The sequence below is a fragment of the Actinomycetota bacterium genome, from assembly GCA_040755895.1.
Lineage (GTDB): Bacteria > Actinomycetota > Aquicultoria > Subteraquimicrobiales > Subteraquimicrobiaceae > Subteraquimicrobium.
Window position 1 is genome coordinate 1 of the sequence record JBFMAG010000057.1, and the last position, 22,661, is coordinate 22,661.

At 45.0% G+C, this 22,661-nt stretch carries 20 protein-coding genes and 1 CRISPR repeat array; of the genes, 5 read left to right on the forward strand and 15 right to left on the reverse strand.

The genetic code is table 11. From position 1 onward, the window contains the following. Positions 1-95 precede the first annotated feature (95 nt). The gene (locus tag AB1466_02670) at positions 96-755 is read left to right on the forward strand and encodes a LysE family transporter (protein MEW6189006.1); all 660 of its coding nucleotides are present in this window, start codon (positions 96-98) and stop codon (positions 753-755) included. A 248-nt stretch (positions 756-1,003) separates the two neighbouring features. On the opposite strand, the gene AB1466_02675 is transcribed toward AB1466_02670, so the two are convergent. From AB1466_02675 to pcrA, 9 genes are all read right to left on the reverse strand, one after another. Next, positions 1,004-2,179: an MFS transporter gene (locus tag AB1466_02675; GenBank protein MEW6189007.1), complete on the reverse strand. Its 1,176-nt coding sequence runs from the start codon at positions 2,177-2,179 to the stop codon at positions 1,004-1,006. Positions 2,180-2,200: 21 nt separating this feature from the next. After that, positions 2,201-3,229, reverse strand: coding sequence for a lysylphosphatidylglycerol synthase transmembrane domain-containing protein (locus tag AB1466_02680; GenBank protein ID MEW6189008.1), 1,029 nt, complete (start codon positions 3,227-3,229; stop codon positions 2,201-2,203). 92 nt (positions 3,230-3,321) lie between these two features. Beyond that, positions 3,322-5,076: an ATP-dependent DNA ligase gene (locus tag AB1466_02685; GenBank protein MEW6189009.1), complete on the reverse strand. Its 1,755-nt coding sequence runs from the start codon at positions 5,074-5,076 to the stop codon at positions 3,322-3,324. Between the two features lie 469 nt (positions 5,077-5,545). After that, the gene (locus AB1466_02690; protein MEW6189010.1) at positions 5,546-6,607 is read right to left on the reverse strand and encodes a methionine synthase; all 1,062 of its coding nucleotides are present in this window, start codon (positions 6,605-6,607) and stop codon (positions 5,546-5,548) included. A gap of 51 nt (positions 6,608-6,658) precedes the next feature. Continuing rightward, the gene (locus AB1466_02695; GenBank protein MEW6189011.1) at positions 6,659-7,066 is read right to left on the reverse strand and encodes an NIL domain-containing protein; all 408 of its coding nucleotides are present in this window, start codon (positions 7,064-7,066) and stop codon (positions 6,659-6,661) included. Next, the gene (locus tag AB1466_02700; protein ID MEW6189012.1) at positions 7,067-8,230 is read right to left on the reverse strand and encodes a homocysteine biosynthesis protein; all 1,164 of its coding nucleotides are present in this window, start codon (positions 8,228-8,230) and stop codon (positions 7,067-7,069) included. It abuts the gene before it with no gap. Between the two features lie 142 nt (positions 8,231-8,372). Next, complete coding sequence (locus AB1466_02705) at positions 8,373-8,906, reverse strand: hypothetical protein (protein MEW6189013.1); 534 nt, start codon at positions 8,904-8,906, stop codon at positions 8,373-8,375. 76 nt (positions 8,907-8,982) lie between these two features. Further along, positions 8,983-10,611 (reverse strand): putative manganese-dependent inorganic diphosphatase, encoded by a 1,629-nt coding sequence (locus AB1466_02710; protein MEW6189014.1) that lies wholly within the window; start codon positions 10,609-10,611, stop codon positions 8,983-8,985. A gap of 201 nt (positions 10,612-10,812) precedes the next feature. Next, positions 10,813-12,993 carry a DNA helicase PcrA gene (gene pcrA, locus AB1466_02715; GenBank protein ID MEW6189015.1) on the reverse strand — a complete coding sequence of 727 codons (2,181 nt, stop codon included), beginning with the start codon at positions 12,991-12,993 and terminating at the stop codon, positions 10,813-10,815. 227 nt (positions 12,994-13,220) lie between these two features. Here pcrA and AB1466_02720 point away from each other — a divergent pair, with 227 nt between their 5' ends. Beyond that, complete coding sequence (locus AB1466_02720; GenBank protein ID MEW6189016.1) at positions 13,221-14,360, forward strand: radical SAM protein; 1,140 nt, start codon at positions 13,221-13,223, stop codon at positions 14,358-14,360. Positions 14,361-14,403: 43 nt separating this feature from the next. On the opposite strand, the gene AB1466_02725 is transcribed toward AB1466_02720, so the two are convergent. The 3 genes from AB1466_02725 to AB1466_02735 all read right to left on the reverse strand — a co-directional run bounded on the left by AB1466_02725 (position 14,404) and on the right by AB1466_02735 (position 16,441). Next, entirely contained in the window at positions 14,404-14,793 is a 390-nt protein-coding gene (locus tag AB1466_02725; protein MEW6189017.1) for a GxxExxY protein, read from the reverse strand. 13 nt (positions 14,794-14,806) lie between these two features. Further along, on the reverse strand, positions 14,807-15,592 hold the full coding sequence (locus tag AB1466_02730) for a hypothetical protein (GenBank protein MEW6189018.1): 786 nt from the start codon (positions 15,590-15,592) through the stop codon (positions 14,807-14,809). A 111-nt stretch (positions 15,593-15,703) separates the two neighbouring features. After that, positions 15,704-16,441, reverse strand: a complete 738-nt coding sequence (locus AB1466_02735) for a TIGR02710 family CRISPR-associated CARF protein (protein MEW6189019.1) — start codon at positions 16,439-16,441, stop codon at positions 15,704-15,706. On the opposite strand from AB1466_02735, the gene cas4 (AB1466_02740) reads away from it, so the two are divergent. Genes cas4 (AB1466_02740) through cas4 (AB1466_02750) form a run of 3 tightly spaced genes read left to right on the forward strand, consistent with a single transcriptional unit; the run spans position 16,432 to position 18,347 of the window. Continuing rightward, the gene (gene cas4, locus AB1466_02740; protein ID MEW6189020.1) at positions 16,432-16,722 is read left to right on the forward strand and encodes a CRISPR-associated protein Cas4; all 291 of its coding nucleotides are present in this window, start codon (positions 16,432-16,434) and stop codon (positions 16,720-16,722) included. The genes AB1466_02735 and cas4 (AB1466_02740) overlap by 10 nt on opposite strands. 15 nt (positions 16,723-16,737) lie before the next feature. Next, a complete protein-coding gene (gene cas1, locus AB1466_02745; GenBank protein ID MEW6189021.1) occupies positions 16,738-17,763 on the forward strand; it encodes a CRISPR-associated endonuclease Cas1 in 1,026 nt (341 codons plus the stop codon). Next, positions 17,757-18,347 carry a CRISPR-associated protein Cas4 gene (cas4, locus tag AB1466_02750; protein ID MEW6189022.1) on the forward strand — a complete coding sequence of 197 codons (591 nt, stop codon included), beginning with the start codon at positions 17,757-17,759 and terminating at the stop codon, positions 18,345-18,347. Before cas1 ends, cas4 (AB1466_02750) begins: the two co-directional genes overlap by 7 nt. Before the next feature lie 133 nt (positions 18,348-18,480). Further along, positions 18,481-19,985: a CRISPR direct-repeat array (repeat unit 36 nt; unit sequence GTTTCAGTAGCTAAACTCACAAAATGAGTATTGAAA). A 284-nt stretch (positions 19,986-20,269) separates the two neighbouring features. On the opposite strand, the gene AB1466_02755 is transcribed toward cas4 (AB1466_02750), so the two are convergent. From AB1466_02755 to guaA, 3 genes are read right to left on the reverse strand one after another with little or no spacing between them, the layout of a single operon-like run. After that, complete coding sequence (locus tag AB1466_02755) at positions 20,270-20,797, reverse strand: nitroreductase family protein (GenBank protein MEW6189023.1); 528 nt, start codon at positions 20,795-20,797, stop codon at positions 20,270-20,272. Then, positions 20,779-21,042, reverse strand: coding sequence for a chorismate mutase (locus AB1466_02760; protein MEW6189024.1), 264 nt, complete (start codon positions 21,040-21,042; stop codon positions 20,779-20,781). Before AB1466_02760 ends, AB1466_02755 begins: the two co-directional genes overlap by 19 nt. A 22-nt stretch (positions 21,043-21,064) precedes the next feature. Then, positions 21,065-22,600, reverse strand: a complete 1,536-nt coding sequence (gene guaA, locus AB1466_02765; GenBank protein MEW6189025.1) for a glutamine-hydrolyzing GMP synthase — start codon at positions 22,598-22,600, stop codon at positions 21,065-21,067. Positions 22,601-22,661: the final 61 nt, after the last annotated feature.

Consider the following 22,661-nt stretch of genomic DNA (forward strand, 5'->3'; position numbering starts at 1 on the left):
TTGCCCCTCGCTTTAAACAGATTTACCTTTATTATATATTTGTCATACTACCATAGCTATGATAATCTTGTCCGTCCAATTTTTTCCGTGTGGGGTTGATCCAAGAGATGGTATTGGGACTTTTGGGATTGATGGCTGCCTCATTCTTGGCGGCATTATCAGGGGCTATTGTGCCCGGACCCGTTTTTGTCGTCACCGTTGCTGAATCCATAAAACGAGGTTATATCGCAGGTCCCTTGATCATACTGGGTCATTTCATGATCGAAGCAATCATAATCATCTTGCTCTTCCTAGGCTTAGGTGCTGCACTGGAATCTGCATGGGCTAGAGTCATCATCGGCTACATAGGTGGAGTTATGCTCATGCTGATGGGATTTTATCTAATGATTGTTTCCAAGAACGTTCGTCTCGATATAAAACCGGGTCCAATTAGAGAAACTAGATTCTCCGCTTACGGCCTTCCCATTGAGGGATTTCTAACCAGTATCTCCAATCCTCACTTCTTTTTATGGTGGGTAGCAATAGGTATGCCCATCATGTACAAGAGCATAGAGATCGCAGGGATAATTGGCTTCACAGCTTTTCTAATTGGACACGTCGTTGCGGATTTAGGTTGGTTCGGGTCTGTTAGCTACTCCATCGATAAAGGAAAGAAATTTTTGAGCGACATTCTACTTAGATATATCGTAGTTGGCAGTGGGGTTTTCTTGGTGATTCTTGGAATTTCTTTTATCCAATTTGCCTATAAGGGTTAGTCTGACTTTTTTAGTCTGTCCCCCCATTTTGTAGCGCGGCGGTTCATCCGCCGCATTTTCGTCTTGGGTGGGGATAAACCCCACCCCTACCTGTTCTTGTTGCAGCTGCCGGTGGGCATGGCTAGTACTCGGAAGCCTGCCCGCCATTGCTACGTTCAGGCGTTGGCAGGCGGGGGATGCCCCAAACAATATAAGTGTTACCAATGTGCATGAACATTAATCTATGTTCTGGGTTTAAAGTTAGGAGGTTAAGGTAAAAGTCTTAAGAATAATATGGAAGCAAGGGCAGCCATAATCCCTCCATAGATGAAGGGCGCGGGGACACTCACGTAGGTCCACAAGAGACCAGCGATAAAGCTAGCGGCAAAGGTTACCAATCCCGTCGTTGTATGGAATATTCCCAAAGCCGTACCCCTTTTTTCGGGGGGAACTAAATCCGAGACAAAGGCTCTGCTTACACCCTCGGTCATGGCCACATAAAATCCGTAGATGGCAAAAAGTCCCCAAACGTAAATACTCGTCCTCACGAAGGCGAAACCGAAATACACTGCGGCAAAGATGAAGAAGCCGGTCATTATGACCCTTCTTCGTCCAATTCTGTCGGAGAGAATTCCCGCTGGAGTCGAAAGGATAGCATAGACGGAGTTATAAAGTACATAGGCGGCCACGACCAACATCGTTGAGAATCCCAAATTCTTCGCCCGCATGATCAGGAAAACATCGCTGGAATTACCCAGTCCGAAGATCAAAATGATTAAGAGAAAGAGTTTGAACCTGCGGTCAAACTGACCTAAGTTGAACTTTGGCGCTTCAGCAGGGGACAGTGCTACCTTTACCCTCTCCCTCACGAATAAGAGGAGGAGTACAACGGCTACAGATGCCGGAATGAAAGCGATTAAAAAGATGAGACGATAATTTTCCTCGAGAAGAGTCAAAAGGACCAAAGCCAATAGAGGACCGAGAACCGCTCCACTCGTATCCATGGCTCGATGGAAACCGAAAGCTTTTCCGCGGTTCTGGGTATTGGTTTCATCGGCAATCATGGCGTCTCTGGCTGAAGTCCTTACTCCCTTGCCGAATCGATCAATAAAGCGGGCGACAAGGACAACTGGCCAACTGAAGGCAGCAGCTAAAAGTGGTTTGGCCACAGCGGAACAGCTATAACCGGAGACGATGAAGGGATGCCGCCTACCCAATTTATCGGAGAACCATCCCGAGAATACCTTCAAGATGCTGGCGGTACTTTCTGCAATGCCCTCGATTACTCCGACGATTGCCATGGGGGCACCCAAAACTGCCGTCAAGAAGATGGGAATGAGAGGATAAATCATCTCGCTACTGATGTCAGTGAATAAACTCACCATTCCCAAGATGAAAACATTTTTCGTTATTCCCCGGAGGATAAAATCTTTCTCTCTTCCCACTTCTTTAAGACAATTTCCCCCTCATTTCCTTAAAAATAAAACTAAAATAATACCTCCCACCACCAAGTTTAGATAATAAGTTAGAAATCGCCAAAGTATAACAAAGACAGCCAACAAATGTTTGGGAACCAAAGAAGTTAGCAAGGCTGCAAACCCCAGTTCGGCTGCTCCACTACCTCCAGGTGTGGGTGAAAGAGGAATGAGGAAAAATAATACAAATTGGTAAAAGAGGACCTGTACCACATTGATCTTGACCCCAAACCCCAAAAGCAACAAAGGTGCAATCGCAAACAAAAGTAGCCAACATAAAATTATACAGCCGGCAACAGCCAGGACCATCAAAAAATTGGAGCGAAAGAGAAGTGAGAGACCTTGATGTAACTTCTCAATCTCATGAGCAATAGAGGTTTGGATTCTTTTCATACGCTCGGTTCCAAAACACCTTACCAAGGGAGACCAACTGCAGCAGGCAGAGGCAAGATGTCCCCCTTTCTGTGGTCTCCACAGAAGATAAAGAAATAGGAGTGTAAATAAAAACAAAGCTACAAGTGTGGGGCCAAAAAAATCAATCCAAGAAGATTTAAGAGACAAATGAGGGCGCAGCAAGAAAAAGGCTACAAGTCCAATAATACCAAAAAACCAGGAGGATAAAAGAGCTCTAGTGGATACTACAGCCGTTGATTCCCCAGCAGAGAGTCCCTTCTTTGTTAGAAGATAAATCTGTGCGGGCACTCCCCCGGAGCCGAAGGGAGTAACAAAACCTACAAAATTGCTGGCTAAAAAAATCCTAACCAAGCTTAAAAATGGAATAAATTTACCCACTCCATGGATTAAAAGACCGAATCCTACTCCCTCAAGCAACCACATGGAAACCAGACACAGGAGAGCCAGTAGTAGAAAATTGATTTTAATTTGGCAAAGAGAAACCCACGTTTCAGGAGCAGCGGAGTACGATACCAAAATAACGATGGCAACAACGCTTAGGCCAATGGCAAATGAAATCCCCCTCTTTATTTTGGTCACATTCACTGTTTTCTTATCACTCATCATTGAAGGTGGTCATCAGAAAGGAGCTTTGGCTCAGCTTCCATTGAGCTTTGTTGCCTTTCGAACAAAAGCTAAAAGTTGTTACTTTTTTGGAATCAAGCTGAGACTTTTCTCAGTCTACCCTGGTACATCTCCACAATTTCCTGTACCGTTGTAGCATCTTCAGAAGCCTTATCGGACCTATAATTGCCCGTGAACCGGGGGAATCTGATGGCTAGACCGCTTTCCTTCCTGATCTTATTCCAGGCACAGGTATGCACCGGACTCAAAGTGATCTCGGCACCGATGGTTTCCAAAACGAGACCGGGGGTAAACCACACATCCGCCTCAATTAGTGAGTCAACTCTCGGATGCTTATGGGAGATTCTATACTTTTCCAGCTTGTCTGGTAACTCGGCGAGATCCTTGTCGGTAAAGCCGGTTCCGCACTTAGTCACCGTGAGGAAGATATCCCTTTCCGGATCGTATGCTGCCAGAAGCAGAGCACCATAAGTTCCAGCCCTCTTACCTCTCCCATGAAAGGCACCGACAACCACGAGATCAACGGTATCCGTCATCTCACTCTTGTATTCGCGCTTGTACTTTATCCACAGCCAGCCCCTTGCTCCCGCCTGATAGACCGCATGAGGACCGGTAGATTTGCAAACCAAACCCTCGCAACCATCCTCGATTGCTTTCTCAAAGAACTTCTCCAACTCTTCAACATTGCTGGTCACAAGATAAGTGGTTAAACCAACTCTATCACTTATCCTTACGATTTTTTCGAGTGCCTTTCTCCTTTGGGGATAAGAACAAAGGGTCAAATCCTTTCCATCAACGTAGAGGACGTCGAAGGCAAAAATTGAGACGGGGTACTCCTCCATTGCCTTCTCAATCCCATACTTCCTGCGCCTGTGCATGAGCTCCTGAAAGGGTTTCATCTCCCCGGTATCCAAATCCACGGCTACACACTCACACTCGATTATGGCCTCTTTGGCTCTTATATTCTTCCGCCCCAGCTCCAAAACGTCTGGATATTGATGGGTGATATTCTCCAACCTGCGGGAGAAAAGGGAAATTTCATCGCCCCTTTTGTGGATTTGGATTCTCTCACCATCGTATTTATACTCCACCGCGCAACTCCCCCCCATTTTATCCAATATCTCTTGAGCCGAGGGGAGTCTCTCCGCGAGCATCGGTCGGATGGGCTTCCCCACATGGACTCCAAACCTTCTTATCCCCTTTAGCCCATCCTTGGCTATGGTGCTGGCAACCTCTCCCAAATCCGAGGAGATATTGTAGGCTCTCTCCACCTCCTTCCGAAAATGCTTTCCCCCAGCGTAGACGATAGCCAGCGCATCAAGCATGGTCATATCGGCGATTCCCAGTCTGAGCTTGCCCGTGACCGTTCGGATGATGTACTTTGCCTCCTTTGGGCTTGCTTTCTTGAGTAAAGAAGAGAGTAAATTCATCTTCATTTCGATGGTGCCCGGTCCCATGGTTTTGGCCATCTTATCCAATGTTTCATAGACCTCTTCTACGGTGAGGGGTTTTTCCACGTGATGTGCTTTTTCCTCAAGGAGTCTTTGGATGGTCTCCCCCAAATCGCCGGTTTCTCTATAGCTCTTTTTGACCCTGTCCTCACCAACATCTGCGGCCAAGGCAACCGCCCTTATGGCCAGCTTCTCGGCTATCCCGATCTCTATGCCCATATAATCTGGGTATAGTTTTCCTTGAGTGAGGTAGACCACTTTACCTATGGCTTCTTCGGAGGTTCTCTTGATTAGATCCACTAGGTAATCGGTCATCTGCAATCTTTTGCTTGTACGCTCGATCTTCTCATAAGCCTCGGCAATGAGCCCGTAATCCATCGTCCCCTCCAACACATAATACCTTACATTTTCTTCCTAATTTTTCCACATTTTATACTTCAATATTTTTAAGAATTTTAGAATTACCTGGTCAAAAGCTTAAGCTTTTTGTGTCGTCGGTTTGGAACTAATCCTATTCTACCTCCAATCCCAAGCTCAAAGCAAAAGCGTAATACACCGTTCACAGTTGACCGTTCACGGTTCACAGTAATTAAGTTAAGTCATAACACATAAACTTGCCGCTCAGCCTCGCACAGGCGAGTGTGAGCGACGGCGTCGCCCCGACTAGTCGGGGAGCATTAAACAATAAATTTTGAAATTATAACATACATAGTGATTATATCTAGATTAAGCAATCTTTTTGGGACGAGTTATTCCAGAAGCGCATCTATTCAGAGGAAGAGGAACTCCAAAAAGAGATGAATGGTCGTTTAGCCAAAGTACTTCTCTCTTATAGATGAATGGTCGTTTAGCCAAAGTACTTCTCTCTTATCGCTTTTGAGAAAGACTTCGTGAGGTTGAGTACCCTCTCAGCGAATTCAACCGAAAGAGAACCCGTACCGCAGCTTGGCGTCACGAAGGAAGATTGGAGTAAGAGCTCCTTATCTATGCCCTTCTCGCCCAAAAGATCGATGTTCGATTCGAATCTCTTCATCAGGCTTTCAGTGCTTTCCCTGGCAATATCCTCCGATGTTGGGACAATTCCCCAAGCCAAAAGACCACCGCGCTCAAGGAATGCCTTTAATTCCTTGGGGTATAACGCAAAACTCTCAAAATAGTTGTAGGCGTCAAAGCTTACCACATCCACGTTGGTATCCATGAGGACTGTCCAGTCGGTCCGCCCGCAACAGTGAATGCCGGTTAAACCATCGATGGCGCCCATGCACTCGTTGAGATAATTGATAACCTGATCCCTCTGAAGGCTGACAAAGGCTGAGCCGAAGGAAACCAGATAGGGCTCGTCGAAGAAGATGAGAGTTCCAACATCCTTTGGGGCAATTTGGGTGAACTCTCTCTCCTGCCATTTCGCCTTTAGGGCAAGGGTTTTCAATACGGTATCGAAGATCCCCTCATTGTATACGATTGCCTTCTTATTCTCATCGGTAACGGTTAAGCCAAAGCTAATGGGACCAGTGACCTGTCCCTTGAGCAACTTGAGCTCCTTTGGTCTACTTTTCTTCAAGACATCGACGAAGACGTGAAAGCCATGGGCATAATCGGGTGTGAGGGCGAAGACATCGATATCCTTCGCGAGATATCTTTCATAGAATTTCTCGATTTTTGGAGTGACATCTCCGGATGTGTCGAAGAAGATTCGATGTCTTTGTTCATCCATAACCACACAGGGCATGCCCTCACTATATTGGATGTACATATTCTCTCGAAGGGATAGACGTGGAAGCTGAGGCCAAACGGGTATCTCTGGAAAATTTTCCAATACGATCTGGCACGCCCTTTTTGCATCAGTATGGGGCATACTCCCAATAGCCGTTGGCATGCAACATGGTTTAAATCCTGCCACTGATTTCACCTTCCCCTTCGATACTTCCCCGCCAGCAAGTGGACGCAGGGAGGCTTGCCATTAAAACTTAACCTCGATGATCCCCAGGGGGCAGGATTTTACACAGAGTGCACAAAAAATGCACTTCTCCTTGTCGAATTCTAACTTCCAGGTCTCTTTATTTAACCGTAAAGCTTTGGGAAGACAAACCGCCGTGCAGGCTCCGCAATCCACACACTTTGCTTCATCAAGTGTAATATCCCTTGCAGCCTCCTGGACCTTGACATCTTGGCTTTTTAAATAGGCGATTCCTTGATTTATCTTCTCTTCATCCCCCTCCACATCGAGAACCATTCTTCCCACTTCTTCTTCGTGAATCTCAGCTCGCAGGATGTTGATGACAAGATCGAAATCCTTGACCAAATGGTAGGTTATGGGCTTATCCACCCTTTCTGGGGGGAAAGTCAATACGATTTTCTTCCGGACCACTTATATCTCCTCCCTTGAAATCTCCAGAGGTTTGAAGGTTCTTTCCAAAGAAAGTCTTTCGATGGGTTCCTGAAGCAGGAATTTCCCCTCTTGAATCAGGGATTTAAGGGCGTTGGCGATCTCCCGTGCTTTGGCATAGCTCGATAGGGGCGCGGTGGGTACATTCTTGCCTTTAATTGTGATCTCTCCGCTCCTCAGCTCCCTATAGCTCACCTTCCCCAGCATGGGTCTTGATCGACGAGGTATGCCATAATCGATGATGGTGGTATAAATTTCGGCGTCGTTCACTTTCACAAATTCTACCATTTCCTCATCCAATATGGGGATGGGGATGCCCACCCCCACGAATATGGTTGTTCCATACCTATAAAAGCTCGCGGCTCTAATGTAATTGGTGCTCATTTGTTTCAAATCGCCAATAAGCGCAAGGGTACCCGCCGAGCCCAGTGGAATTCCATTCGGTGCTCTTTCTTGGATCGGGTTGTGCTGGGTTCCCTCCCAAGCAACGTAGCCAATGGCTCCAGCTAAGAAGATCCTAGTCCCAATGCCAATCGTCCGATAATAAGGATCGTTAAGCAAGGGGCTGAGTTGTCCGGCACTGGAATAGGTAGCATTACCTATCTTGGGTAGGAGCGTACCCATATAAGTGAAGATCGTCCTGTCGGATGAATTTACGGCAACGCAATAATTTTGATAAGAATTCCTGGGATTATATAAATATACCTGATTGATGTCATCCTTCGTTATATAGGTTTCTATCTCCTTGCGGGGATAGCAATCCGTGCCGTATGCCACCGCCTTCAGTTTCACGGGCTTCCCTGCAATCAAGTCCTCGATTACGTGTGCTCCACCATAACTCAAACCTTGAGTTTCGGAAAGCTCCGTGGCTCCAATGTAGGCATCGACCGCAGCAATACCCGTATAAGCTGGGACATCATTTAACCATACCTTCGCCATCTTTATGGGGGGGTCGGCATGACCGAAATTGATGAAAGCACCCGTAGAACACATTGGACCAAAGGTTGCCGTGGTCACCACATCGATTTCCCTGGCAACCCTCTTGGTGCCCTTCTCAGCAACGAGGTCGATGATCTCCTCAGCGGTAACCACGACCGCCTGACCTTTTTTTATCTTTTCGTTTATCTCCTGATAAGTCTTGAGCATCGAGACACCCCCTATTTTGGTTCATGGTTCATGGTTCATGGTTCATGGTTCATGGAAAAATTTATCTCTCATTTTAGCACTACTAGTAAATTTTTAATACATGGAGTGGCTCTAGCCCTGTATTGGAGCATAAAAATTGAGTTTAAGAATTTATTGTGCCTGGTAAATGAGGGTGGCGAGGTCTGACCCCGAGTATAGATTTCAACTTTTTAATCAAAGAGTTGAAAGTGGGGGTCATCTCCACGGCGGGTTGATCCTTGATCATCAAAAGGGGTAAATCCTTTAATTCGGTGAATAAAAGATCCTTTACATTGGATTTGAGTAAATTGGCCACTTTCTTTGAGGTGTAAAACTCAAGGCCAAAGGCCACACAGACCAACTCTTTTTCATCCGACTCTTCCTCTTGCTCTTCACTTTGTTTCGCCAGCTCAATGATGCTCAAATACTTTTCGATGTTTAAGATGGGTCCATTCAGAGCCCGGAAATGCTTTATATCCTTGAGGGGAATGGCTTTCTCTCCCTTTTCGTATTTAAATTCGATTTTGCTTTCCTTGAAATCGTCGTCTACTATGAACTCTTCCATAGTTCCCATATAGCTCTGGCCATTTTTCAGATAAAGCTCCCCTTTCCGCCACTCATCGAAAAATTCAGTGAATTTTTTCACATACCATTTCATTTTAATTCCCCCAGAATAATACTACCCTTTAAATATAATCGGCATATCCGCTTGCTCTTTAAATACTTCCAACTATTTATCCAATGGCCTTTGCCAATGGTGGACCAACCTGCTTTTTCCTGGAGATAACACCGGGGAGAAATATCTTTCCACCTTCCAACTTTCTTCCAAAGGCTTTCTCTATGAACTTCGTCCTGCCCACAGCCAGAAGTTCTGTCCCCTCTTTCATGATATCCGTGAGCATCAGCGCCAATATGTCCAGCTCCTTATCGAGGCGAATTTGTTCCATGGTCTGTAATATCTCATCTTTGTTCTTTAATACGATAGCGGAATCGATCGTTTCCACCTGTCCTATTCCCACCCTTAAATCCCCAAAGTTGTAGGTCTTAAAATCGGCGAATATCAAATCCTTAGGTTTCATGGAAACTATCTCTGAAGATTCACAACACATCCGAATCCCAAATTCGATGGGATCCTCGATCCCGGCGATTTTCGCCAATTCCTCGGCGGCCATCTTGTCCTCTTCGGTGGTCGTCGGCGATTTAAAAAGAACCGTGTCAGAGAGGATGGATGCCATCAAGATACCGGCAATCTCGCGAGGGATTTCCACACCGAGTTCCCCAAATCTTCTCCAGATGATGGTCGCCGTGGACCCAACGGGCTTGTTTATGACCAAAACGGGCTCCTTGGTCTGCACATCCCCCAACCGATGGTGATCGATTATCTCCAAGATATTCGCTTGCTCTATGCCGTCGGCGGATTGCTTTATCTCATTGTGATCCACCAGGATGACCTTCCTTGGAATGGGATTTACAAGATCGCTTCGGGTCAAGATTCCCATGAGGCGATTTCCGGAATCGATGACCAGAGCCTGCCTGTATTCGGAAGCCATCACATCCTCGGTCACTTCGCTCAATAAATCCTCTTCCTCCACGGTGAATATCTCTCTTTGCATGATTTTCTCCGAGGGAATGCTCAAATTTATGAGTCTCGCAGCAGCATATGTATCATGGGGTGTAGTGATAATGGCCGCTCCGCGGTCCCTCGCCAGCTGCACAATCTCGGGGGAGGGATCGAAATTGCCCGTTATTACCAAACAGGATACCTTTCTCTGCAAAGCTGCTTTCTGTGCCCTCTCTCGGTTGCCGACGATGATGATGTCCCCGGGTACAATGTAGTTAACCATCGTTTGAGGAAGCATGGCTCCAATGAGCACATTTCCCGAAATCAATTTGTGAGCATCCCCCACGATCAATTTCCCATCCAGAGTCTGAACGATCTTTGAGATCTCAAGGGAGATATCCTTCAAGCTTCTGATCTTGATTTCCTCAATATAGCGGTGAGCCATATCTCGCTCCGTGACAATGCCCAGCAAGCGTTGATCCTCATCGACGATGGGGATGGATTTGATTCCGTGAGTGTAAAGGAGTTCGCCAATCTTCCGAATGGGAGTATGGGGACGGGCGGTGATCACCGGTGAAGTCATGACATCCTTGACTCGAATTTTAACGTGGGGGATCAGTTCTGGTGGAGAAAGATTGAAATAATTGAGGACAAATTCGGTCTCCCTATTTATTTTGCCCAGCCGAGCTGGGATGTGATGCTCGCTTTCAATATGATTCTTTAAATAAGCATAAGCGATTGCCGAACAGATGGAGTCCGTATCCGGATTTTTATGACCAATGACATATACTGTTTCTGACATTGCGCCTCCAAACTATAATTCGTTCACAAACTTTCTTTTCAGCATCATCTCAAATTCAAAATTTAAATGCAAAATGTAAAATGACCTGTCTGCCGACAGGCAGCAATCCAAAATTTAAAATGATTTAATTTAAAAAATTTCGCATTTGATATCTCATTTTTATTTTTTACATTTTACATTATGCCTGATCGTGCATCGACTTTAGATTTTCTCGAGGGGTGCATACTCAACTAGCAGGGTTTTCTCGCCCTCGGTGGGGAAAAAGACTGTTATCTGATCGGCTCCTTTGACGGCGACAACCTTGCCCCTTCCAAATTTCTTGTGTATGACCTCATCACCGACGGAGAAGACGTATTTCTTCTCAGGAATTTTGACCTGCCTACCCGTCCGGTGGGCGGGCTCGCCGGTAGGCACGGCTTCTACCTGCTCCGCAAGGTAGGTTAGTTCCTCGGGGATTTCCTTCAAAAATCTCGATGGAATATTATAACTCGGTCCACCCCAAAGGCTACGGGACCAGGCATGGGTGAGATAAAGTCTCTCTTTCGCTCTGGTGACCCCAACGTAGCATAGGCGGCGCTCCTCCTCGAGTTCCTCAGAGACTGTCATGGAACGGATATGGGGGAAAACGCCATCCTCCATGCCCACCATGAATACCACGGGAAATTCTAGACCCTTGGCATTGTGAAGGGTCATTAGGGTCACAGCCTCTTCGGATTCCTCATAGGTATCTATATCCGTGAGTAGCGAAATTTGATCCAAGAATTGATCGAGACTTGGATTTGGATGGCTTTCCTCGAACTCCTTCATCACCGTTAGAAGCTCTCTTATATTGTCTATCCTTCCCTGGGCCTCAACTGTCCTCTCTTCCTCCAAGGCAGCGATGTAGCCCGTTTTATCCAGGACCTTCTCCGTGAATTTGGCGATACTCTCCTCCTCGCTCCCCGCCTCCCGGTGGGCAAGGTCAGCCATGAGTTTTTCCAGCATATTTAAGAACCGTGCCACCGCTTTTTTAGCCGCCGTTGATAGGAGGTGATTTTCCTGGGCTTTTTTCAGAGCCTCAAAGAAGCTTATGCTCTCCCTCTGAGCAATCTGGTCCAATGCGCTTAAGGTCATCTTTCCGATACCCCTCTTGGGAACATTGATGATCCTTTTGAGACCGATGGTATCCTCCGGATCGCAGATTACCCTCAAATATGCCAGGACATCCTTTATCTCCTGTCGCTCATAGAACCTCAAACCTCCGACTATCTTATATGGGAGACCGCATCTCATGAAGACCTCTTCAAAGACTCGAGATTGAGCATTGGTTCTATAGAAAACGGCAAAATCTTGGTAGTTTCTGCCCTCAATTTCCCTTAAGCGCTCGATTTCCATGGCAACATATGCCGCCTCATCGTGCTCATTTTCCGCCTGATACCTAGAAATCGCCTCTCCCTTGGCATTGGTGGTCCACAGAGTCTTGGATTTCCTTCCCCTGTTATTTCTTATTACGTAGTTTGCCGCTTCCAGAATTGTCTGTGTGGAGCGGTAATTTTGCTCCAATGTAACCACATTCGCATCCGGGTAGTCCTCCTCAAACCTCAATATATTTCTGAAGTCCGCCCCTCTCCACCCGTATATACTTTGATCATCGTCGCCCACAACGCATAGGTTGCGGTGCTTGGCAGCCAAGAGGTTGACCAAGCGATACTGGGCGTGATTCGTATCCTGATATTCATCGATCAGGATATATTGGAACTTGTTCTGATACTTCTCCAGCACCAGGGGAAAGAGAGTGAACAGACTCACGGTGACCATGATCAGATCATCGAAGTCCAGAGCATTATTTTGATATAAACGCTCTTGGTACAACTTATATACCTCGGCAACGATTTTTTCATAACGAGTTTGAGCCCGAGAGGCGAAGGTATCGGCGTCAATGAGCTCATCCTTAGCCAGGGAAATCGCTGTCTGAATGGATGACGGTGGATAGCGCTTGGTGTCGAGATTTAGATCCTTGAGGCATTGGGAGACGAGACGGAGTCGGTCACCTTCGTCATAGATGATGAAATTCTTTTTGAAACCCAAATGATGAATTTCTCTCCTTAAGATTCGGGCACAGGCGGCATGGAAGGTGCAAATCCACATATCCTCACTGATTTTGCCAATGAGGGCACGGATGCGGTCCCTCATCTCCTGAGCAGCCTTGTTGGTGAAGGTGATCGCCAGAATGCGATAGGGATTTACACCCTTTGCTTTTATCAAATGGGCAACCCTGTGAGTTAAAACCATCGTCTTGCCGCTGCCGGCTCCCGCCAGAATGAGTAGGGGACCTTCACCGTGAGTTACCGCATCCCGCTGAACGGGATTCAAATTTTCCAAGATTCTCACATCGCTTTGCATTTTTATGAGAACTGTTAAAATAAACTCCAAGGTTTATCCTTGGAGCAGTTACAATCCACAATTAAATTATATTTTCTCACTAAATAAAAGTAAAACAAATCCACCCGAGTGTAAGTGGCTCCCCGTTTCATTGACAAAAAATGGATTTTTATTGATGATATTTCTGGGAACTGGTACCTCATCGATGTACAGCAAATTGGTGGTCCCGGATTTTGAAGGCGGCGGAAATGATTCGATATGTTCTGTGGCACACCGTGCGCGAGGTCAAATGTGACTCCTGCGGCGAGACTTCCGAGCTTATATCCAAAGAGTTAGGAGTTTGCGGTAGCTGCCTCCGAGAAAAACCCCAAGAGGCAAAGGTTTATATCGAGAAAGCTCACGCAAAAAGCAAGGGAAAATTCGACCTCCCCGCCTCTCCCCCGAAGGACCCCAATGGCGTAAAGTGCACCATATGCGTCAATCAATGCATGATTGGTGAGGGGCAAAAGGGTTTCTGCGGACTGCGGACCAATCAAAAGGATAGACTCGTTCACCTTGGAGGAACACCTTCAAAAGGTATAGTAAGTTGGTATTTCGATCCCCTCCCCACCAATTGCGTTGCCGACTGGGTCTGTCCCGGAGGAAGCGAATGTGGCTATCCCAAATATTCTTACTCGCCGGGGGTAGAATACGGCTATAAGAACCTTGCCGTTTTCCTGGGGGCTTGCTCCTTGGATTGTCTCTTCTGCCAAAACTGGCACTATCGGGAGATGACCCGAACTCTATCCCCAATTATGACCGCTCAGGAACTCGCCGATTGTGTGGATGAGAAAACCTCCTGCATCTGCTACTTCGGTGGGGATCCCACACCTCAACTGCCCTTCGCCCTCAAAGCCTCAAAGATCGCCCTGAAGCAAAACAAGGACAGAATCTTGAGGATATGCTGGGAAACCAATGGAACCATGAATCCATCCCTGGCAAGAAAAATGGCCGAACTTTCTCTTAATTCGGGTGGATGCATTAAGTTCGACCTTAAAGCCTGGGATGAAAATTTGAATATCGCCCTGACAGGGGTAACCAACCGACAAACCTTGAAGAACTTCGAGATGCTCGCCCAATTCATCACCCGAAGACCGGAATCACCATTCCTCGTCGCAAGCACTTTGCTCGTACCCGGCTACATCAATGCCCAGGAGGTCTTTAACATCGCCAAGCTCATCGCCAATTTGGACCCCAACATTCCCTATTCGCTTCTGGCTTTTTACCCCTGCTTTCAGATGATGGATATGCCCACAACCTCGAGGAAACAAGCGCATGAGTGCCGAGAAGCAGCCTTAGAAGCGGGACTTAAAAGAGTGAGGATTGGCAACATACACCTGCTGAGCTAGCAATCTCTTTCGACTAACCTCTGACTAGGTTATTTAAAAATTTCTATTCCAAACTGACCTCTTTTACTTCTGGTTTTTCTGGAGTTCCCTTCGCTCCTGGCTGCGGGAAATTGATGAGAAGTCCTTTTCCAATGTTTAGAACCCTCATATAGTTCTTAAGCTGTGTTTCCTCCTTTGGACCGATGGAACTGGCTAAGGCTTTGAGCTCTATGACCAGTTTTTCGCCGCCCTTACCAACCACGATGTCCGGTTTACCTTCCCCAACGTAATGCCCCCTATAAAAGATGGGAACGACTCGCTGATCTTCATAACCGATCCCCTCGAGTCTCAAGGCAACCTCAAAAGCCTTTTGATAAATCGCTTCATCGTATCCGCTTCCAAGTTCATCATAGATATCAACCGCCAAGTCCTTAATCTTTTCAATTAAACCCATTTTGACTCCTCTCCTATATCCACTCAAGGGAAAAGAAACCCATACCATAACTCGACTTCGGACCAGCGCCGATCTCTTGACCCACTACCAATAACCAGCCTGCATTCTTATCCATTCTTCTAATCTCATACTCTACGTGACCAGTGTGACCAATATACTTCCCCAGAGCTTCGGTATCGGGATGCAATTTCTTAAACTGCAATATGTGAGAGCTCCTTCTATAATCCAAGATAGAACTATCGACATCGAACTCAGGAACCTTCCCGCGTCCGTATTCGTTTACATAAAGAATCAATCGCCTCCTCACCATCCCCAGCAAGTCCTCAAGTTTTATGGGAAAATCCAGGCTTTTGAGTTCCAACGGGGTTCGGAGGTTCACCCTTATCCGCTGGACGGGCTCAATAAAGAATTCAGTTACATCCTTAGTTTCAAGGGAGTTAAGCCAGAGGGTTTCACCGTCAAAAACCTCTTGCTGGTTGTAGACGGAAACGACTGAGGAGATGCCGAATTTAGAGAACCTATTTAGACCACGCTTACCTAAAAGTCTCAATCCGAAGATGAGATAAGGAAAATATCTCGTGTAATCACCGAAAATAAGGACATCTAAATCGAGGAACCCATTCTCCTTGACCTTCAGTTCCTTCCCGAAGAATGGAGGAACGAAGATGATCGGTCTAGTTGGAGGAGCATATCCTCTTTTCTGCTTTGCCTTCTCGTAAAGTACAAAATATAGACAATCTTCTGATCTTTTGCAATCCTTGCAATGGGCATCAACATAGTTGCAGATTGCTTCCCTCAAATGATTTCCAAATCCACCCCTAAACTTATTACCCAACCAGTGAGGAAGAGAGAATCCACCTGGAAAATTCAATTTAAATCTGAGCTTGGTTAAAGAGAGCATTATTAAACTTTAGATGACCCTTAACTTACAAAATGTCGCTGATGTTTTGAGCTCACCCAAATTATTGATTCGTAACAGAAGAAGCTTTTCTACTTCTTCCTTAAGCTGTACAAAAACTTTTTCACCCACAGGTTCAAATCCATGAGCTAAGATAGAAGCATTTCGCAAACCCAAAAGATTTTTGAGTCTACTGTTTTTTAAAAAAGCTCTTCCCAAATCATTATCCAGATCAGCCAAGAGTCCATAAGATTTAAATAATGGAAGCTTAATTTGTCCCGTTTCTTCGTCTTTCAAATACTGATATTTCTCCTCATGTTTGAGTTTTAATTTCGATAAATCCACGTTTGAGGTATCGATGTTATACCCTCGGCGTAGTTCAATCTGTGCTAAAAATTCGATAAGTCGATAAAGGCGAGCCACTCCATCGTCAAATCTTCCCTTCGCTGCACACCTCTCCGCATTACATAATAAATCAGCTGCCCTTTCACTATCGGCTTTATCGTTTTCCGCCAATTGCCCAAGGAACTTTAGTTGTGAATCACTCTTATCGCTCAACCATTTTAATCTTAATTTTCGAGATACTTGCCTTAATATCTCGTACGCCTTCTTGTGATTAAACTTATCCCAATGATTATATGCACTGATAACCTTCTCCAAGTTTTTGATTTCGGTTAATTTGTCTTTTTTCGATTCCAGAGTTTTTGTGATGTTAAGAGCAGCTTCAAACTCATAAAGGTGTGAGTTCAAGCCAGCAAGATTTCGACAAGCTGTGCCCCACGGGATACGCTCTTGTCCTCGAAAGCGTTCACAACATCCCAGTGGACATTGGATGTGTAGTTTATCTCAGGGTTAAGGAAGAGAGGTTCACCATCGTAAGAGATTTATTCGTAATAAACGATGATTTGAGAAGCTGGTGGATCGAAGAACGTGATAAAAAGATGGAAATCGTGGAGGAAGAAATCGATCCGGGAAAAGCCACAAATTGCACTGAGGATTGTATGTATTTCCCCATTTGCAAAGGGACTTAGGAGTGTTCTCATGTCATGAAGAGACTCGTGATCGATGGTTTTGGGAAATTTTTAGGGATTGAAGATGACCAAATCGTGGTTAGAGAGAAGGGAAGCGTCATCCATCGCGTGCCTCCTGGAGAAATAAGGCAGGTCATTATCTCCGGTAAGGGTTCTCTTTCCACCCATGCGCTTGAAAAACTACTCGAAAACCAAGTTGACGTCCTGTTCATAGACTTCCGAGGAAAAATAAGGGCGAGAATTTATGGACCAATCCTTAGAACAGTAAAAACTAGACGGGAGCAATATAAAGCTTTTGATGATGAAAGAAGTGTTATCCTAAGCAAAGAGTTCGCCAAAACAAAGATCAAAAATCAGTACGCAGTCCTTGGCACTATTGCCAAAGCCAGAAAGGATTACGATGCAAAAACAGCTCAAGCAATTATGAATCTACGTGAAAAGATACGAGACCAATTAAAAGAGCTCGATGAGGCAAAAGAAGAAAAATGTAATGATATTAGAGAAAAGATCATGGGAATCGAAGGGAATTCTTCATCCTACTATTGGCTTGCTTTAAGTAAGATATTTCCAACGGAATTTAATTTCGCTGGAAGGACGGGACGTTATGCCACCGACCCAATAAATGCTATGCTCAATTACGGCTATGGTGTCTTACTAGGAGACGTCTTAAGGGCTATTCATTTAGCAGGTCTTGATCCTTATGCTGGATTTCTACACGTTGACAGGCCAGGCAGAGAATCGATGGCTTTGGATTTGATCGAAGAATTCAGGCAACAAGTAGTAGATAAACCCGTGATAAAACTTGTGACCAAAAAGCAAGTATCCATCGATGATTTTGAGATTTTTGGAAATTCCTGCCGAATAAAAGATGATGCTCGCTTATTGCTACTCAGAGAGGTCTTAGGCAAGTTAGAGAGCAAAGTCGAGTATCGAGGCAAAAAGTACACCTTCACACAGGTGATTCAAAAACAAGCAATACAAATTGCTAAGTTCCTCAGGGGAGAAATCTCCAGCTATAGAGGCTTTTACCTGAGGTGGTAAGGTTAGACATGATTGATGTCTGGGATTTGAGCCAGTATTATTACTGTCCAAATAAATTCTACTTCTACAAGGTCTTTGGCATCGAGACTAAGACCAGATCAAAAATGGACTTTGCCTCCGAAGAGCATGTAAAAGAGAAGAAAAGAGTCAAAGAACGCAAAGAGATATTTGGTTTTAAGAAAGACCTTGTCGAAAAAATCTTATTCGATGTTTACCTTGAAAGCAAAAGAGAGCAGCTTAAAGGGAGGGTAGATGCAGTAATCATACTTAAGGACGGGAACCTCATCCCCATCGAATTGAAATACTCTTCATTCACAAACATCCAACTTAATTGGAGGAAGCAGCTCATTGCCTACGCTCTTCTCCTGGCTGAGAACTATAAAAAAAAGGTAAAACAAGGTGTGCTTTACTATACTTCGCAAAAGAGAGCTGAAAAGATTAGGTTCACTGATTTAGATTTTGATTTATTAAGAAAAGATATTAAGAAGTTACATCAGATTCTGAAGAAGGAATTAAAACCCGCTGTGTTGAAATCAAATAAGAAATGTGCATACTGTGAGCTTGAAAATATTTGTGTCGAGTGATTGTACAGGCAAAGCGTGAAGATCGCTTAGGGTTTAGATCGATTTTTCAATCTTCGCAGAATTCCTTGAAAATTTTATAAAGTTGTGCCACAAAACTCCTGCTAAATGGCTTTTATTTGTACAAATTTGGGGGGTTTCAGTAGCTAAACTCACAAAATGAGTATTGAAAAGGGGGTCTGTCCGCATCCAGTTGATAAAGCGCTGGTTTCAGTAGCTAAACTCACAAAATGAGTATTGAAAAATCCAGGTTTATGTACCCCTCTTTCTTGGCCTTGTTTCAGTAGCTAAACTCACAAAATGAGTATTGAAAATCTTCTGGAGGGCGGCGATCACCTCCTGGGTGGTCCCCGTTTCAGTAGCTAAACTCACAAAATGAGTATTGAAAAAAAATAACGCCTTTGGTCTTTAGTACAAATATTGTGTTTCAGTAGCTAAACTCACAAAATGAGTATTGAAAAATTACCCCCTCTGCGAGGGTGAAGATTCGCATCTTCGCGTTTCAGTAGCTAAACTCACAAAATGAGTATTGAAAACTAATTACTTCTGAAGTTCCAACTTCCGAAAGAAAAGTTTCAGTAGCTAAACTCACAAAATGAGTATTGAAAATTTTTTGTGGGAGGGAGACGGGGAGGACACCGCGCTGTTTCAGTAGCTAAACTCACAAAATGAGTATTGAAAACATCTTCGCCATTCTTTACACCTCCTTTCATCCAAGTTTCAGTAGCTAAACTCACAAAATGAGTATTGAAAATGAAGATTGCATTTTTTTTCATGATGGCAATCAACTGGGTTTCAGTAGCTAAACTCACAAAATGAGTATTGAAAAGTCCCCTCCTCCCCGATGATAATTGCAGGGATTTTTCAGTAGCTAAACTCACAAAATGAGTATTGAAAGATTGTTGAATATCTGGACGATTTCATCCTGACCATGAAGTTTCAGTAGCTAAACTCACAAAATGAGTATTGAAAGTGGGAGGGAAGGGTCACCCCACTAAACCATGAGTCGAGTTTCAGTAGCTAAACTCACAAAATGAGTATTGAAAGTCCGATTGGTCTCCCGTGTGGGAGTTCCCACCACGGAGTTTCAGTAGCTAAACTCACAAAATGAGTATTGAAAGTTTCATAAAAATTAGAGATTATTCTTTTCACTTCCTCGTTTCAGTAGCTAAACTCACAAAATGAGTATTGAAAGATTCCTCCTCCTTTTCCACCCAGCCCTCGAACCTTGTTTCAGTAGCTAAACTCACAAAATGAGTATTGAAAGAGCTCCCCAAAGGGAAAGCAGATGCAGGCGAATGGGGCGTTTCAGTAGCTAAACTCACAAAATGAGTATTGAAAGTGGCTTCACGTTGAGCATCGGTTGCCTTATCCATCTTATGTTTCAGTAGCTAAACTCACAAAATGAGTATTGAAAGATCTTGATGTAGCTTATGGGGTCTCTGATGTTAATATCGTTTCAGTAGCTAAACTCACAAAATGAGTATTGAAAGTTTAGTCTTTCTATTTGCTCCAAGATTTGGTCTTGTGTGTTTCAGTAGCTAAACTCACAAAATGAGTATTGAAAGCAAGTTTGCACGAGGAGCAGATATCAAGTGCTGAGATGTTTCAGTAGCTAAACTCACAAAATGAGTATTGAAAGTTTTTTCACCTCCTTCTAATTTGGTAACACCCGCATTAGTCACCATAGGTCTTTTGATTGCGGCAATTTAAAAGTGGGAGAGAGTTTATTAAATGACTCTGATGGAGGGGTAATTTGTCCTTCCTTTTCCTTCATTTCTTAGTTTTTATAATCTCCATCTTCATTCTCTCGAAGTCGTCCGATGCCGTTCTCGTCAGAGTCAAGAGGGTTGCCGGACTTTTGGGCGTGTAAAATTATGATCCATGCAAAGAAATATTAAATAAATGGACTTAAATTGCTCCATTTAATGGGTGAAGACCTTATATACCAGGTCATTTATTGGCTTTCGGGAGCTTTTCCGCTCCTTAAGCTGAGGATAACCGATTGCCAGGACTGCCATGAGCTCAAAGCTTTTGGGGACATCGAGGAGCTTCTCCACTTGAGCCCGCTGATTTAAAATCTCTCCCAACCAGCAGGCTCCCAATCCCATCTCATGTATGGTCAGGAGCATATTCTGGATACAAGCCCCGATTGCTTGAACATCCTTGGTTCGATCGTACATCTCATCGGTATCCAAAAAGACAGCGATGATTACATTGGCTTCCCTTAGGATCCGGGGATATCTTGTATGTCGGGCAACTTTTTCGAGAAGATCCTTTTCCTTGACAACCACAAATCTCCAGGGCTGATTGTTGAGACCGGAGGGTGCCCATCTGCCAGCCTCTAAAATCTGCTGGAGCTGCTGCTCGGAAACCTCTCGCGCGGTGAACTCGCGTACGCTGCGTCGGTTCTTGATCGCCCGCAGGATGGGAGTCACATGGTCTTCATGCATCGGAGTATTCTTCGATAGATTTTCAAGATGGCTTCCTTATTGAGGGGACCCGCATTTGAGAGGGTGACCTTTTCCAGGATTTCCCTCTCCCGCTCGATATCGAAGTGGGGGAGTCCCCCCTCAATCTTGAGTTGTTTGATAGCCAAGACGAGCTCGGCTCTTTTATTTAGATACTCCACAATTTTCTGATCTACTTCGTCTATTTGACTTCGTAATTTTTCAATCTTCTCTTCAATTTCGCTCATTATCGCCTCCTACCTCCACCTATTATTCCCATTCGATGGTGCTTGGGGGTTTTGAGCTGATGTCGTACACGACCCTGTTTACCCCGGGAACTTCATTTATGATGCGATTGGAAATCCTTTCCAAAACCTCGTACGGGAGACGAGCCCAATCGGCGGTCATGGCATCCTCGGAGATCACGGCTCGAACGACGATGGGATAGGAATAAGTTCTCTCATCTCCCATTACTCCCACGGTGCGCACAGAGGGAAGCACCGCAAAGGATTGCCAGAGCTTCCTGTAAAGTCCGGCGCGTTTTATCTCCTCTTCAATTAAGGCATCGGCTTCCCTTAAGATATTCAACCGTTCCTCGGTGACTTCCCCAACTATCCTGATGGCGAGACCCGGTCCCGGGAAAGGCTGACGCCAAACGATCTCCTCCGGAAGTCCCAATTCTTCACCCAAAGCTCGAACTTCATCCTTAAAGAGTTCCCGCAGGGGTTCGATCAATTTAAAATCGTGCTTAAGGGGAAGTCCACCTACGTTATGATGGGTCTTTATCTTTGCCGCATCCTTTGTACCACTTTCAATAACATCGGGATAGAGAGTGCCCTGAACTAAAAATTTAACGTCCCTAAGCTTTTTCGCCAGCTCCTCAAAGGTTCGAATGAACTCTTCCCCTATTATCAAGCGTTTGGACTCAGGGTCTACTATACCTTTAAGTTTATTCAAGAATCTCTTTTGGGCTTTGACGTGGATGAGATTGATTCGAAAATGTTTCCTGAAAGTCTCCTCGACTTGCTCCGCTTCGCCCTTGCGCAGGAGTCCATGATCAACAAAGACACAGGTGAGGTTGTCGCCGACGGCTTTATGGACGAGAATGGCTGTCACCGCTGAATCCACTCCCCCGGAAAGACCGCAGATGATCTTGTCATTTCCCACGGTTCTCTTTATTTCCTCGATGGATTTTTCGATGATGGAGACCATAGTCCATGAGGGAATGCAATTGCACGCATTGTAGAGGAAATTCTTCAGGATATCCATACCATAAAGGGTGTGGATTACTTCAGGATGGAATTGAACACCATAGAGATTATCCCGATCATTTTCCATGGCAGCGACGGGAGTGGTCTCCGTAAAGGCGGTGGCTTTAAAACCGGGTGGGGGAGTCTTCACCAAATCGCGGTGGCTCATCCAAACATTCTGCTTCCGTGGTAGCTCATCAAAGAGCAGAGTATCCTCCCGAGTGGTGAGCTTGGTTTTACCATATTCGCTTTTGCCAGTTCGAGCCACCTCTCCTCCCAGGAGGTGAGCCATGAGCTGCATCCCATAACATATACCTAGAACAGGGATGCCCAACATGAAGATTTCCCTGTTACAGCTCGGGGCTTCTTTTGCATAGACGCTGGCGGGTCCACCCGATAGGATCAATCCCCTCGGATTTCTCCTCCTTATTTCCTCCACGGAAATATCATAGGGAACGATTTCCGAATAAACCTTACATTCCCTAACCCTTCGGGCAATGAGTTGGCTGTACTGAGCCCCAAAATCGACTACCAATACCTTTTGTAATTGGCTCATTTTTATCTCCCCACACTAAGCGCGTTAAATGAAAAATGTAAATGTAAAAATAAAAATACAA

Coding starts and splice junctions, on each gene's coding strand:
- AB1466_02680 (MEW6189008.1), bottom strand. CDS start 3,229: ATGATGAGTGATAAGAAAACAGTGAATGTGACCAAAATAAAGAGGGGG.
- AB1466_02685 (MEW6189009.1), bottom strand. CDS start 5,076: ATGGATTACGGGCTCATTGCCGAGGCTTATGAGAAGATCGAGCGTACA.
- AB1466_02700 (MEW6189012.1), bottom strand. CDS start 8,230: ATGCTCAAGACTTATCAGGAGATAAACGAAAAGATAAAAAAAGGTCAG.
- AB1466_02705 (MEW6189013.1), bottom strand. CDS start 8,906: ATGAAATGGTATGTGAAAAAATTCACTGAATTTTTCGATGAGTGGCGG.
- AB1466_02710 (MEW6189014.1), bottom strand. CDS start 10,611: ATGTCAGAAACAGTATATGTCATTGGTCATAAAAATCCGGATACGGAC.
- pcrA (MEW6189015.1), bottom strand. CDS start 12,993: ATGCAAAGCGATGTGAGAATCTTGGAAAATTTGAATCCCGTTCAGCGG.
- AB1466_02720 (MEW6189016.1), top strand. CDS start 13,221: ATGATTCGATATGTTCTGTGGCACACCGTGCGCGAGGTCAAATGTGAC.
- AB1466_02725 (MEW6189017.1), bottom strand. CDS start 14,793: ATGGGTTTAATTGAAAAGATTAAGGACTTGGCGGTTGATATCTATGAT.
- cas1 (MEW6189021.1), top strand. CDS start 16,738: ATGAAGAGACTCGTGATCGATGGTTTTGGGAAATTTTTAGGGATTGAA.
- AB1466_02755 (MEW6189023.1), bottom strand. CDS start 20,797: ATGCATGAAGACCATGTGACTCCCATCCTGCGGGCGATCAAGAACCGA.
- AB1466_02760 (MEW6189024.1), bottom strand. CDS start 21,042: ATGAGCGAAATTGAAGAGAAGATTGAAAAATTACGAAGTCAAATAGAC.
- guaA (MEW6189025.1), bottom strand. CDS start 22,600: ATGAGCCAATTACAAAAGGTATTGGTAGTCGATTTTGGGGCTCAGTAC.